Source organism: Enterococcus malodoratus (assembly GCF_027659535.1).
GTDB classification, from domain to species: domain Bacteria; phylum Bacillota; class Bacilli; order Lactobacillales; family Enterococcaceae; genus Enterococcus_A; species Enterococcus_A malodoratus.
In genome coordinates this window covers 1-13,891 of the sequence record NZ_JAQDPG010000002.1, presented here as the reverse complement: position 1 = coordinate 13,891, position 13,891 = coordinate 1, and the positions used below count along the sequence as shown (strand labels likewise).

General features: G+C 41.0%; 15 protein-coding genes and 1 riboswitch. Of the genes, 3 read left to right on the top strand and 12 right to left on the bottom strand.

All coding sequences use genetic code 11. The annotated features are described in order from the left end of the window. Positions 1-43: 43 nt before the first annotated feature. From grdD to PGP85_RS03325, 11 genes are all read right to left on the bottom strand, one after another. On the bottom strand, positions 44-1,201 hold the full coding sequence (gene grdD, locus PGP85_RS03375) for a glycine/sarcosine/betaine reductase complex component C subunit alpha (RefSeq protein WP_270326157.1): 1,158 nt from the start codon (positions 1,199-1,201) through the stop codon (positions 44-46). A 10-nt stretch (positions 1,202-1,211) separates the two neighbouring features. Continuing rightward, positions 1,212-2,747 carry a glycine/sarcosine/betaine reductase complex component C subunit beta gene (grdC, locus tag PGP85_RS03370; protein ID WP_270326156.1) on the bottom strand — a complete coding sequence of 512 codons (1,536 nt, stop codon included), beginning with the start codon at positions 2,745-2,747 and terminating at the stop codon, positions 1,212-1,214. Positions 2,748-2,758: 11 nt separating this feature from the next. Continuing rightward, a complete protein-coding gene (gene trxA, locus PGP85_RS03365; RefSeq protein WP_270326155.1) occupies positions 2,759-3,082 on the bottom strand; it encodes a thioredoxin TrxA in 324 nt (107 codons plus the stop codon). Next, positions 3,079-4,047, bottom strand: a complete 969-nt coding sequence (locus PGP85_RS03360; RefSeq protein ID WP_270326153.1) for an NAD(P)/FAD-dependent oxidoreductase — start codon at positions 4,045-4,047, stop codon at positions 3,079-3,081. Before PGP85_RS03360 ends, trxA begins: the two co-directional genes overlap by 4 nt. Positions 4,048-4,131: 84 nt before the next feature. Then, positions 4,132-5,433 (bottom strand): glycine reductase complex selenoprotein B, encoded by a 1,302-nt coding sequence (grdB, locus tag PGP85_RS03355; RefSeq protein WP_270326151.1) that lies wholly within the window; start codon positions 5,431-5,433, stop codon positions 4,132-4,134. An 18-nt stretch (positions 5,434-5,451) separates the two neighbouring features. Beyond that, positions 5,452-5,925: a glycine/sarcosine/betaine reductase complex selenoprotein A gene (grdA, locus tag PGP85_RS03350; RefSeq protein ID WP_081631749.1), complete on the bottom strand. Its 474-nt coding sequence runs from the start codon at positions 5,923-5,925 to the stop codon at positions 5,452-5,454. A gap of 23 nt (positions 5,926-5,948) precedes the next feature. Next, a complete protein-coding gene (locus PGP85_RS03345; RefSeq protein ID WP_270326149.1) occupies positions 5,949-7,235 on the bottom strand; it encodes a glycine/sarcosine/betaine reductase component B subunit in 1,287 nt (428 codons plus the stop codon). A gap of 40 nt (positions 7,236-7,275) precedes the next feature. After that, positions 7,276-7,662, bottom strand: coding sequence for a GrdX family protein (locus PGP85_RS03340; protein WP_251866414.1), 387 nt, complete (start codon positions 7,660-7,662; stop codon positions 7,276-7,278). 172 nt (positions 7,663-7,834) lie between these two features. Next, positions 7,835-7,940, bottom strand: a riboswitch (glycine riboswitch). A 267-nt stretch (positions 7,941-8,207) separates the two neighbouring features. Then, positions 8,208-8,738, bottom strand: coding sequence for a DUF2922 domain-containing protein (locus PGP85_RS03335; protein WP_270326145.1), 531 nt, complete (start codon positions 8,736-8,738; stop codon positions 8,208-8,210). 40 nt (positions 8,739-8,778) lie between these two features. Next, positions 8,779-9,162 (bottom strand): hypothetical protein, encoded by a 384-nt coding sequence (locus tag PGP85_RS03330; protein ID WP_270326144.1) that lies wholly within the window; start codon positions 9,160-9,162, stop codon positions 8,779-8,781. A 224-nt stretch (positions 9,163-9,386) separates the two neighbouring features. After that, positions 9,387-9,797, bottom strand: coding sequence for a MarR family winged helix-turn-helix transcriptional regulator (locus tag PGP85_RS03325; RefSeq protein WP_010739520.1), 411 nt, complete (start codon positions 9,795-9,797; stop codon positions 9,387-9,389). Between the two features lie 151 nt (positions 9,798-9,948). On the opposite strand from PGP85_RS03325, the gene PGP85_RS03320 reads away from it, so the two are divergent. Together PGP85_RS03320 and PGP85_RS03315 are read left to right on the top strand one after the other, a co-directional pair. Beyond that, positions 9,949-10,650 (top strand): SDR family NAD(P)-dependent oxidoreductase, encoded by a 702-nt coding sequence (locus tag PGP85_RS03320; protein WP_270326140.1) that lies wholly within the window; start codon positions 9,949-9,951, stop codon positions 10,648-10,650. 117 nt (positions 10,651-10,767) lie between these two features. Continuing rightward, positions 10,768-11,457, top strand: a complete 690-nt coding sequence (locus tag PGP85_RS03315; protein ID WP_270326138.1) for a DUF1003 domain-containing protein — start codon at positions 10,768-10,770, stop codon at positions 11,455-11,457. 61 nt (positions 11,458-11,518) lie between these two features. Here the strand turns inward: PGP85_RS03315 and PGP85_RS03310 are convergent, their stop codons facing one another. Then, complete coding sequence (locus tag PGP85_RS03310; RefSeq protein WP_270326137.1) at positions 11,519-12,424, bottom strand: helix-turn-helix transcriptional regulator; 906 nt, start codon at positions 12,422-12,424, stop codon at positions 11,519-11,521. 94 nt (positions 12,425-12,518) lie between these two features. Here PGP85_RS03310 and PGP85_RS03305 point away from each other — a divergent pair, with 94 nt between their 5' ends. Next, a complete protein-coding gene (locus PGP85_RS03305) occupies positions 12,519-13,757 on the top strand; it encodes an MFS transporter (RefSeq protein WP_270326136.1) in 1,239 nt (412 codons plus the stop codon). Positions 13,758-13,891: the final 134 nt, after the last annotated feature.

Sequence of the window (13,891 nt, the reverse complement as noted above, 5' to 3'; positions counted from 1 at the left end):
TTTCGCACAAAGAAACCGGCCCATTGGATAAGCCGGTTTCTTTTTATAAATATTTGGCTGTTTTCAATTCTGCTTGTGCGGCTGCTAATTTCTTCTCATTGACCAATACAATCGGTCCTGTACAGCCCATTCCGCTTTCAGCATAAATATCTGCTTCCCACAAAACTTTGACCGCATCCTCCAGCTCCATGATCTCGATTCCAGCAATCTCGCTAGTGACAATTTCCTTTGGCAGCGGCTCGATCTCTTTGACTTCTGTCGTTGGCACTGCGCTCAACTCCAGACAAATTGGCTTCAAACCCGCTTGATCTGCTTTTTGATATTCAGTCTGACTGATTTTTCCAAGTTTCCCCTTCGCGAGTTCATACGCATATTCCAACGCATTAGCAATCACTGGTGCACCACTAGCACGAGAAATAATGCAGATGTTGCGTTCATAATTCCGACCGATTCCTGGCCCATAGCCCGCACCGACAGTCTCATAATTTCCGCTGCTCGAATAGGCTGAGAAAAGCTTCATCAAAAGATTGCCTGTTAGACTATCACAGACCACGACATCGACGCTGCCTAAAAGCAAATCGTTGCCGCGTAAAACTTTGCCGCCGTCCTCCCGTTGACTTTCACCAAAAACAAGCTCATACCCGTTTTCTTGCAAAGTAGTCAACGAACGTTCAACCGTTTTTGCACCTTCAATATTCAAAATACCGATTGTCGGTTGCTGGATACCGCAGGCCTTCGCCGCAGCGATACCATTAATAGCATTCAGCACCATCGCTTCATTTCGAATACCGCTAGTTGTCCCAGTTGTAGTTGCAATAAAAAGCTCACGTCCCAATGCAGGTGTCACTACCTTGCCAACCGTAGAAACGCCGATCGGGAAGTTATAATGCAGCGTCACACAGCCTTGCAGTTCGCCGCTGTCCAACAGCTCTTCCATCAGCTCAGCAGAATCTTTCTGGCAAGCGGTCGTTGAATAATGCTCGAAGTCCGCTGCCCAGTCAACATCCTTTCCAATTAAAACCAAATCAAATAGGTTCTTTTGTTTAATTGCATAGGCTGCTTGTTTCATGACTTCTGTACCTAGTTCACTGCCGTCAATGGTCAAACCGATCTTGATTCTTGATTCCATTCGTCCCGTTTCTAAACTAGTCGCCAAATCTTCAAAAACTTTTTTTACCGTTTGTTTTACTTGATCAGACATAGCTCCACCTCTATTCTGCTGAAAGATTGGCAGCGAAACTTCTCAATGCCTGCGCAACTTCTCGCTTCACCAGCTCTTCTAAATCTTGCTGATTCTCATCTGCAACCTTGCCGTTGTTGCGCTCAATCAAAATCGACACACCATCAAACAGGTTGGTCATCCGCCCTAAGAAAAGTGAACCTTTCCCAACGATCATCGCGCGATTTTTGTCGCCGCTGACTAAGTCTTCTGCCGCAAAACCTAAATACGGAATGCCGCTCGGAATATGACCCTGGGTTGGTGCCCAACCAACAAGCGCCTTTTCATTAACAAAGGCCATCAGATCTTTTTTCTCGATCTCCTTACGTAATACTCCGATCGCTCCGATCATTTTCAGATTGGCCAACGGTACATCGCCGGCACCAGCCGGTTTAGTGATATCGGGATTTTGCATTTCGACAGAATAGACATCCACATCTTTGATCGTTAATTGGGCTTTTTCTAAAATACTTCCGATCAACGCAGTGGTGACTGCTTGCGGGCTCGATCCGCTGCCAACTTCATGTTTACCAGTCAAATCATGGCGTAAAATTGGACTTACTCCATCATTTTCACTGATCAAGGCCGCAAAACCGCCCAAAACATCTTCTAAAATCGGCAGTCCTTTACCAACATGGGATTTACCATTCATACCTAATTTAGCGGTTGCCCCGCCTGCTACAAGTACGACATTTTTATGAGTACCTGCTGCTACTAATGAAGCCGCAGTGATCAACGCATGAGTCGGTCCGGCACAGAAACTGCGAATGTCTGAACCAGTCGCGTGTTCGCATCCGCATAATTCAGCGATGGACTTGGCAAAATTTCCGCCGCCCCGCTGATTCATATCTCCGCAAGCTTCCTCGCTGCATTCAATTACGTAATCGATCTCTTTTGGGTCAAGCTGGTGTTTAGCGATTAATTGCCGTAACGCTAAGACTCCGCTAGCCTTCACCACTAGATTTTCCAGCATCACATGCGCGTTCAAATTCACGTCGATTTGATGTGCTGGGCTCACACAACCAACTAACTGGCGGTCATAATACAGACCTTCTGCATGATTTCCGGCCAGATCCTTTTCGATCCAGTCTAGCGGTTTGCCCTCCTTGATTTTTTTCACGTCATCCTTGAACAAAGGATGGTTGCTTAACGCCTCGCGAACTTTTTCTGCAAAACTTTCTTCCAGATGAACCAGTTCAAACACATCAACAATCTGCAACAAGCCATAAAATTCCAATTCCGGCATGATCTCGCCGAATTTGCCTTCACGTTTACCTTCGATTGATTGATGGACCCACGGTTGTGGAATTTCTTTTAATTCATGATAGTCCATGTTTCCAATAAATGTCTGATTAGGCGCATAATTGACTACTTCCTCAAAGCTGCGCAGGTTATCGTACAGATTCGCCAAATATGGACTATCTGGTGTCGTGATCTTTTCAGTTGTTTGGGTCGTGCCATTATGTTCGATCATATCTGGTGTATGAACTAAAACATAGCTCGCCCCGCGTAAAGTCGAATAGTTCATGGGCATTCTCCCTAAATGTATTTCTGAATCATTTCTTCAATGGATTCTTTGGTACAGTCATCTTTCGCTACTTCGTCAACTTTTTCACCATTTTGGTAAATTGAGATAACCGGTAATCCTAGTATTTTATGCTGAATACAGAAGCGGCGTACTTTTTTCTGTGATGTGTTGAACTTCGTAAAAAGGATTTTATCGCCATATTGTGCATATAGTTCTTCCACATCAGGCATCAAAGCCAAACAATTTTCACAGGTTTCTCCCCACCAGTCTACTAAGACTGGTTTGGCTTGCTCTGTAACTTCGGCAGCAAAATTATCAACAGTTAATTCAATCATGTTGTTGGTACCTCCCTTTTGATTTTCTCCACATATTTTTGTGCTGAGAACGCGGCAATTGCCCCGTCACCAGTAGCTGTAACGACCTGACGAAGCACTTTTGGCCGCATATCTCCTGCCGCAAAAACACCGGGAATTTGCGTGCACATCGCTTCATCAGTAATTATATAGCCGTAATCATTCAATGGAATTTTTCCTTGGTAAAGTTGCGTACTCGGTACATTGCCGATAAAGACAAAGATCCCAAATAGCCCATCGTCTTCATCCGCTTCAAAACGGGTTAATTCATCTGTCTCTGTATTACGGATAGTCATCGCCTCTACCATGCCGTCGCCTTCGATACTTTCCACGACTGAATCAAAAATATACTCGATCTTGTCATTGGCTTTCGCTTGCTCAACCGCAATCGCATCAGCGGTCAGATCGCTCAAGTTTTGAATGATCGTTACTTTACGTGCAAAGGTCGTAATGAACATCGCTTCCTCGACCGCTGAATTTCCGCCGCCGATTACAAATACTTCCATATCTTCAAAAAAGGCACCGTCGCATGTCGCACAATAAGAAACACCTTTTCCTGCCAGCTCACGTTCCCCAGTACAACCGATCTCTCTTGGAAATGCACCATTGGCACAAATCACCGCATGGGATTCGAAAACGCTACCATCTTTACACGTTATTTTTTTGACCGTTCCTTCTAATTCCAAATCGGTAACTTCTTTACGTAATTGAATCTCCGCACCAAACTGCTGGGCCTGATCCGCCATTCGTTTGATCAATTCCGGACCAGAGGTTTCTTCTTCGCTCGTCTTGATCGATCCTGGAAAATTAGCGATTTCATGTGTGGAAACAATTTGTCCGCCTAATTTTGTTTTTTCTAAGAGCAACACCTTCAACCGTGCTCTTGCATTGTATAGAGCTGCCGTTAAGCCGGCTGGCCCGCCGCCGATAATAATCACATCGTACATATCCTTAAGCTCCTCCCATAAATAAGAAAATACTTTTTTCCGTTCTAAGTTGCCTGAATGAACACTCACTCAGGCAACTATCAATTATTCAAATACGGTTTGTTCGTCCACTGGAGTCGTCATTGCCTTCAACGCATTTTCAACAATCCCGCGACGAAGTTTTTTCTCTTCCTTCAAGCTTAGATTTGGATTTCCTAGTGGATGAGGAATCGCAATAGCTGGAACAATTCGATTGGCTCCAACTGTTTGCGAGATTGGGACTACTGTACAGATATGAACAACAGGTAGACCGGTTTTCTCAATTTCTTTTACCATCGTTGCACCGCAACGAGTACAGGTTCCTCAGGTGGATGTCAAAATGACAGCATCGACACCATCTGCTAGTAATTTTTGAGCGATTTCGGCCGCATATTTCTTGGCATTCGCAACAGCCGTTCCATTTCCGACTGTTGTGTAGAAATAATTGTGCAGGCTGCCGATCAGCCCTTCTTGTTCCATCTCTCTCACTATATCTAATGGCAATACTCGGTTTGGATCTTGGTTTGCATAAACAGGGTCATACCCACCGTGAGCCGTTTCATAAGAATCCGCACACAAAGTATCGATATTCTCGATTGAATACGTTCCATACTTTGAAGCACTGCTGGATTCGATACGATCTGGATTGCCTTTAGGAACAATTCCACCAGAAGTCACAAGCGCGATTCTCGCTTTAGATAGATCACTTATCGCTGTGGCTGGCGCGACGTTATCAAATTCAGGCATAGGAAATTCGGTCGTAAATTCTTGGTCATTCACTTTCTTGACCAGCATCTCCACGGCTCGTGCTGAACCGCGTTTTTCATCCTGAAAATTTTTCCGATAACGAACAAAGTATTTATCTGCTTCTGGTGAAACCTGTTCCTTTCTCAACAATTTCAACGCGAGATTTGCAATCACAGGTACTGCTTTTCTCATACCTGCCGCGCTATTTCTAGTCGGCACGATATAGGCACCCTTTTTGTACATTTCTACTCCAGGGTTTTCTTCGTACATCCCGGTCACTGCCGGAATGCCAAGCTCAGTCATGACCGCTTGAGCTACTTCGCCACAAGCGATTCCATAACGACCGGCATTAAACGCGGGGCCTGCAACAACAATATCTGGTTCAAATTGTTTGATACGATCTAATACATCCTTTTTGGCACTATCCAAGTTCTCATTAAAGAAACTATCGCCGCACACAACGGTGCCGATGATTTCTGCTTCATCGCCAAATGATTTCATGTAAGCAAGACCTGGTCCTACTACTTTGGCTTCTGAAAATGGTTGGATATCCGCCTTTTCTTCACCACCAATTCCAGCATAAAACTGGTTGATGTAGTGAACAACTTTAAACTTAGTCATAAGACGCTCCTTTACTAATTAATATTTGGAGTATTGATTCCTCATTTCCGACACTTCTTCAATGATGTCATCAACATCTAAAACCATTTCCATCATGCCGATTTGCTCTTCAAAAACATCTGGGTCGACAACTTCTTTAAATTCTGGCTCTACAGCGTGATATACAGCTAAACCTAGCTGTTCATTGGTTAATGGACCGGCATACGTAGGGTCTCCGTTCGTTACAGTTTCAGCAGCTAAACCAGCTGCTTCTCCTTCGGCAGCACCGATCAGAACAATAACATTCTCTGCTCCGAAGTTTTCTGCCGCTTCTTTTACTCTACGTTGATTTTCTAAGTCCATTGCCCCAGCGGCCGTTCAGACGAAACATTCTGTGGATGAGAATATTACTTCTGAACCAGTACCCTCGATACAAGCTTCAATTGCTTGTCCTGGAATACCGTCACGGTCGCCGATCACTAAGACTTTTTTATTTTTAAAATCTAAAGTCATTAGTATTTCCTCCCTATTTAATTTTAAACGCCTTTTGCAGACATTTTGTTAAAACCTAGTTCATTGGTTGCACCGGTAATTGCCTGGATTTCAACTTCAATCGTGCCATCGTCTTTCAAGCTGCCATCAAAGCCGCCTGCGATCACATCGACATAATCTAATTGTCCGATCAAGCGATCCATTTTTGGTAATCGGATCGTTTCATTGGCATTTCCGCCAGTCACTACAGCAGTTGCTAATTTATCCGCATCCGCCAACGACTGACTAGCCCCGTCTCTTCCAGCATATTCATCTGTTACAATCACTGTTTTGATGCCTTTTTCTTCGACCTTTTTACAGTTCATGATCAAGTCCGTATCCGGATTTCCGAATCCTTCTTGAGAAATGATCACTCCATCTAAGCCTAAATACTCAGTTAATTTCGCAACAAAGTCACTTGAACGATGTTTGTCTTTCAAATAAACCGTTTCGTTCGTAACAATCACACCTAAGAAATTGATTTCTTTGCCATGTTGCTTGTACAAGTCTGCGATTACCGGATTATTCAAATGGTGATAAGTCGTATTCTTATCACAGGCAGACACACAGTTTCCGCTGATGATCGCCCCATCCATCACTTCTGTTGGGTACAATATCGTTGGAACGATATGTTTAGCATCTGTTCCATACACATACGTGTCATGAAGCAGCCCTTGTGTTTGGAGCATGTAGACATACCCTATTTTAGGCAGATCCGGATATTGCTGAATCTGTTCTAAAAGCGGCAGTGTCTCAAATGTTTCAACCTGATCCGGCACAACAGCTTCCCCAAATTTGCCGATATAATCGGCGGTTTTTAAACCGGCAAAGCGAGCCGCTTCTTCGTAAAGATGCGGATCAAGTCCTTCTTGCGGTTTTAAAACTAAACAGATTTCCAGCAATTGTGAAAATGGGGTCAGTTCAGAACCCGGACCCTGCATATCCACAATACCTTCTTGAAATCCGACAATTTTTCCAACCGTCATGACGGCACAGCCCTTCAATACATGCGTCCGGCCGCTGCCAACAATATCCACTTTATTGATTACCCCGGGAAAAATGCCTGTTGTTGAATCAACTTTACACCTTGGTTCGATCACATCTTTGACTGGTGTAATGCGAACGCTGTCCCCCGGTTTGGCGATTTCGATCACGCAATCTGCCAGACGATCATCGCTTAAAACTAATTCTTTGATTTTCGCTGGATCAAGATAAAGCGTGCCCCCCTCAATCTTTTCTTCTTCGCCTAAGACAACTTCCTTGATTTCGATGTTTCCAATTTCGAGTTTCATTTATTCACCTCAGTTCTGATTGGTTGCAAATCGTTGAACGCTACCTCAGCACCTCCATTCTGTCCAACGTGCTTTGCGCGATATAAAAATCTACGAAGGCAAAATCCTTCAACACCGCTAAGGACCAATTAGGGCGTTGTTTATTTTTGATAAATTTTTCGTAGACCGCTATCGCTGATTCAATATATTCTAAACTCTCAATATCGATGTATTGAGAAGTGGTCTCTGTGACAAAAATTGTTTTGTAATAGGTTTCATTTGGTTTGATGCTGCCGCTTAAAGGATGAGAGAGCAAAACAACATGCTTTTCGATAATTTGCTGCTTTACCTCAACCAGCACTTCACCGTAAGAGCCGTCAATAAAGCTGAGAAGACAGGCTTGATTGATCTTTTCTTTAACCATTGGATTGTTTGTTATAATAATCATCTGCTCACCACCTGTCTTGTGTTTTATTTCACATGGCGTTTGTCAATTAAACCTCTGATTCACAAAAAAGAGGACAACAGCACACTGTGCCGCTGTCCTCTGTCACTAGCCTGAAAGATTCGCTCTATTTCTAGAGTTTGCTTCTTCGGCGCATTTCTGCTCTTCAGAGTTCAATCCAATTACGGTCCATTTACCTGAGATGTTCACTGTAAAATCAGCATGTCTCACAGCTTATACCTTCGGTGGCAGATTCATCTGCACTCTCCCGCAATCTTCACTTTATTTGAAAACGCTTTCTACAAATTGATAGTAACAAGTTCGCTTGAAAAATACAACCCGATTTTCTTCTTATTTTCGATAAAATGGGGTAAAGCTTTTTGGTTCGACAACAGAAACAATTAAATTCGAATTGTTATTTTTAAATTATTGATAGATTTCGGGTAAACAACTCATGGCAAAGTAAATAGACCGGACAATTCCTTCGCTTCTGTTCTCCTCAAAATTTACCTAACTCGTTATTTTCCTCAATAGATTCCTAGTAATAATTATTGATCAGTGTTAACTTCCACTACCATTACTATCTTTGCAGGATCGACGGCTTCATCAAAATAAATATCTTCAAGCGTTCCGCCTTCTGGCATAACCGCCAATACTAGTGATAGTGTCTGTTCCTCATTTATCTCATTAGGATCTATCCCCGCAGGTAATTCAAATCTTTGTTCTATAATACCTGACTGGATGACTCTCTCTTCTACCGTTATCTCATGAAGGAGTTCTGCCGAATTCGCTTCGGAGTCCGCTATTTGCGAGGTTGATCGCTCTGATTCTGTTCCGGTATCGGGCAATGACGGTTCTTTTGATTTATCAAATATTGGTGTTACCGTTCTTTCGACAAATTTTGCGCTGACAACATCTTGAAATAAGCCGACACCTTCCTTTTCGAATAGGTTGATCGCCGAGAGCTTTTCTAACGAGGTTTTGATTTCCTCTGGCGATCTATTCGGGTCAGCATTCTTCATGCGCCAACGATGCTTCTTATCAGCACTATTTTTAAAAGTTGCGGCGAGACTCAACATAGTATTCCCTTCTTCCATTTCAAATTTGCTTTTCTATCTGTCATGAACCTGCCAGACTAGCTAGTGGTTCCTTAATAAACTGCGTAAATAACTTTTCTAGTTTTTCTACCACGAAAGAGAGCGCTGTAAATAGACGCGCTGTTAGCAGCCGCCATTCTCTTTCAGCAAAGTACTCTTTAAAATATATATAGTAACGGCGTAAAGAACGCGTTGATTTTGTTTTTAAAAATAGATGTCTTACTAAATCCTTGCGGAAGAATGAGAAATCATCTTCACTCAATTCATCACGCACTTGAAGCGCTATCAAAATTTTAATTGTTGAATTTTCATCACGGGTTTCTTCATAATAGTTCATCGTTCTTTTTTCCAACGTAGCTCTTTTTAACGAGAATAGCTGTTGCGGTGTAAAGGGTTGATTGCTCATTTCATTCTTCCTTTCTTGAATTTACTTGTGAATATGCTTTGACTATAATCCTCGAAAATAACCATTGTAAAACGAGTTTAATCATTAAAAGTAACATTCACAAATGAGCAAACCTTGGTAATACAATACTTACAGACATAAATTAACTATACTTTTTCTTTTTTTGCTTTTATCTTTAAAAATAAAAAAATTCCGGCACTATATCTCGTACCAGAACTTCACACTTATTGAATTTTCTTGAGTAATTGCTTCAGCTGCTGCTGTTCTTCTTCTTCAAGAGAACTCGTGATTTGATTTTCCAAGTCACGGAAAATTTGTTGAATTTCCTTAATCAAATCCTGTCCCTTTTCCGTCAAATATAGCTTTTTCTGCCGCTCATTATCCGCAGGAATTTCGCGATAAATGTATGCCTGTTTTTCCAGTGTCTTCAAAATATTTGTGACTGTCGCATCTTGCTTACCTAAATATACAGCCAATTTTTTTTGAATCGTTCCTGATGAATTCGCAATAAAATTAAGGGTCCTTGCCTGATGTGTAGTTAGCCCAATCTCCTTCAACCTTGTTTCGATATACTTTTGCTGCATAAGCCCTGCTTGATAAAGATTCTCCGATAAATTATCTGCATTTGTCTTCACTGCCAACACCCCTTCTTGCCTATCATAACATAAATCGAGCATCATTACTTTTATCTACAACAGTTTAATTGACAAATATTGCTCCAAAGCGTATGATGCAGGTAAAGTTGTAAATACAAGTTTTAATTTGCTATAGAAAGTTGGAAAACAAATGAAAGAACGAATCGTTTTAGTCACAGGCGGAAGTACCGGATTAGGCTATACTGCAGCAAATCGGCTAAAAAAATTGGGTTATCACGTCTATATTTCTTCTCGCAATGAAGAAAAGGCGGCAAAAGCAGCCGCTGAGATTGATGTTTCTTATATCGCATTAGATGTTACTGATGAGGCCTCAGTAATTGCGGCCGCTGAAGCTATCAGAGCCAAAGAAGGTCGTCTCGATATATTGATTAACAATGCTGGAATTCCCGGCGGTTATGCAGCTCCTGCAGATATCGACGCAGAAACAATGCGGCATGTGTTTGAAACAAATGTTTTTGGTTTAGTTTCTGTTACCCATCACTTCATAGACCTATTGAGTCAATCAGATTTTCCCGTTATTGTGAATGTCAGCAGCGGTCTAGGTTCCTTCGGTCAAGTTCAAAATCCTGATAAAATCGAATCTAAAGTTAATTCTTTAGCCTACAGTTCTTCGAAAGCTGCCGTTTCTATGTTAACTGTTCAATATGCAAAAGGACTACCCAATATAAAAATTAACGCCGTTGACCCTGGTCCTACCAAAACCGGAGACAACTTCAGCAATGGTATGCAGACTTTGAAAGAAGGTTCTGATGCGATCGTAAAATTAGCAACCATCGATGAAAATGGCCCCACAGGCGGCTTCTTCAATCGCGAAGGTGTCATTCCTTGGTAATAATTCAAGAAAGATGTTCTCAATTGAGACCATCTTTTTTGTTTTGAATTTACAAGCATCTGAATCATCAATGTTTCAAACACATGCTATGATTAATAAAAAAAGCAGGTGATTCCTTTGACAGAAGATCGCTCAGAAAAACTTTGTAAGATTTCGCAGCTTGATAAGGCGCTTCAAACCTTTATCTTGAAATCAGATGGGCAATTAAGCCAACAGTCGCTGATCTCTTACACAAGTCTTTTGAATTTTCGGATTCAATACCTCAGCCAACAGTTAAAAAAAGAAGATACCGCTTCAAAACAATTTGATCATGAACTGAAACATAAGATTCGAACCGAACATGCCCATACCAAAAATGTGAACGACGCTCTGAAATTAAAAGAAACAGTTGGTCAAAGAGTCGCCGACGGCATCGCAAAATTTGGCGGAAGCTGGACTTTTATTATTTTGTTTATTTTAGTGCTAATTGCCTGGATCATTCTAAATACCCTACCGTTATTTTTCGAGCCTTTCGACAAATTCCCTTATATCTTATTGAACTTAGCACTCTCTTGTTTGGCTGCGATTCAAGCACCCATTATCTTGATGAGTCAAAATCGTCAGGCTGATCGTGACCGTGTTGAGGCAGATAATGACTACGAAATAAATTTGAAATCCGAAGTCGAGATTCACCTGCTCCATGAAAAAATCAACTATCTGATGGATACAAAATGGCAGCACTTGATCGAGCTACAACAGCTCCAAATTGAACTTTTGCAAGAACTGGCAGCAGAACAGCAACATGCTAAACAAACACAGGAAGAGTAGAAAAAACTGCTAAACACCCATTAAAGAGGGTGTTTAGCAGTTTTTTTAACTATCAAATGGATCAATAATTTTCCAAAACCTTTTCGATTTCCTTACGCATCCGCACCTTCATATATTCTGGTTCAATAATTTCAACATGCTTGCCAAAGGACAGTAAATGTCTGACTAGCCAATCATTATCCGCGTATTCGTAAGTCACGTGAAAATAGCCTTCTTGGTCCACAGTCATGCACGACTCATCATATTCATCAAATAAGCGATAAGAAATTTCCGGAGAAAATTTCAGCACAAAGGGAATCATCTGATAGTGATCTTCATAATTGGTCTTTATTGTTGTACCTTTGGGCGCCGCGCGTACAAATTTTTCGTCCAGCAATGTTAAATTCTTTATGCGGGATGCACGGAATAAACGAAAATTAAGTTTATACTGACAGTAAGCTTGAACGTACCAAGCGTTATTTTTAAAGATCAGGCGAACGGGCTCAACGGTTCGTTTATTCTGCTTAAGTTCTGAAGTAAAATAGTCGAAGGTCGCAACATTTTTATTGATAATTGCGTATTGCAGCTGAGAAAATTTCTCTTTTTCTTTCTCTTGACTGCCAAAAGAAGAAAAATCAATCTCCAACCAATCAAAACGTTCATTGGAACTAAAAAGAACATCTACTTTATCCAACAACATCTCTGTATTAGGGATTTGAGTTGCCTTTAACAGCTGCAGTCCGTGAAGAATTTTTTCCTGCTCTTCCTGCGAGAATACTGTTTTGTTGATCGTGTACTGCTCCATGATCCCTACTCCGCCTTTTCTGCCCTTCAATGTAAAAATCGGAATATTTGCCATTGAAAGTGTTTCGATGTCTCTAAGAATCGTTCGTTTTGACACCGCGAAATAATCCGCCAACTCCTGCGTCGTTATTTTTTCTCTACGGATCAATAAAAAAATCATTTTCAATAAACGTTCTACCTGCACCAAAAGACCTCCTTCAAATAAATACTTATTAGTGACAGCTAGCTGTCACCATTTCTTTTCTATAGTTAAGTATACATTATTCAAGGAGGCTGTTATGAAGCATCAGACAAACATTTTTTATTCAAAAGATTTTTTGATTTTAATTTTAGGACAGGTCATCTCACTTTTTGGAAACGCGATTCTGCGATTTTCGATTCCTTTGTATTTGTTGTCTAGCAGCGGTTCAACCATTGCTTTCAGTCTAAATCTTGCTATTTCCGTTTTACCGATTATTTTTCTCAGTCCGATTAATGGTTTGATTGCTGATTTATTTCCTAAACGAAACACGATGATTCTATTAGATTTAACGACTTCATTGATTGCATTATCCGGACTTTTCGTTTTAAAAAGCGCTCAGCCTTTTTTTCTTTTTACAATAATTACTCTATGGCTCTCAATTATTCAAGCAATCTATCAGCCAACCGTTTTATCTAGTATTCCGCTTTTGATTCCTAAAAGGGCAGTCGGTAAAGCCAACGCGCTAGTCAATCAAGTACAGTCTCTAGCGAATATCATTGGACCAGCCTTAGGCGGCATTCTATTTCATTCTTTTGGAATTCAATCAATTATTGTGCTGGCAATTATCAGTTTTGCTGTTTCAGCGCTGGTTGAATGCTTTATGCAAATTCCCAAGTTGGAAATAAAAAAAGGCAATTCATTGTTTCGTACAATCAAAGAAGATACGCTCGCCTGTTTTGACTTTTTTAAACATAAAAGGATTCTTCTAGAGATTTCTTTGCTGGTAACAACCTTCAATTTATTTTTTGAATCAATGTTACTCATTGGCATCCCTCAGATTATTTTAAATCTGCTGCATTTAGATAGTATCTTTTACGGTCTGACACAAGCCGCCCAATCACTTGGCGCGCTTGCAGGCGGTCTGATCCTAACGATTTTTATTGATCGATTTCAAATAGCTCTCAGTTATTGGTTTTTCGCAAGTACCTTGCTATTTCTCTTGCCGATTCCGATCGTGATGCTTTTGGAGCTTCCAGCTATTTACATAGCCGCTGTCATCTGTCTTTGCTGCTTTCTTTTTATGATATCCAGCACGATTTTTAGTATTATGATGATCAGTTTTATCCAGTCGATCACACCACATCACTTAATGGGTAAAATTATCTCCTACGTTTATGCATTAACGACTTGTGCCCGGCCGGTTGGTCAGCTAATGTATGGCTATCTATTTGAGGCTTATTCCAATTACGCAGCGTTTATCTTATTCGCGACTATCTTGGTCAATGTCCTCGTTTCTTTTTATGCGAAAAAAATTCTATCAAAAATAAGAACTTAAAATCATAAAGAGTATTCCCTTTAATTTCTTGTAATCCATTTTTGCTAGATAATAAAAAGACTAACGAACATCTACTGAACCGACCCCCAAAAGTTAGACCAAAAATCTAACTTTTTGGAGGTCGGTATTTTTAT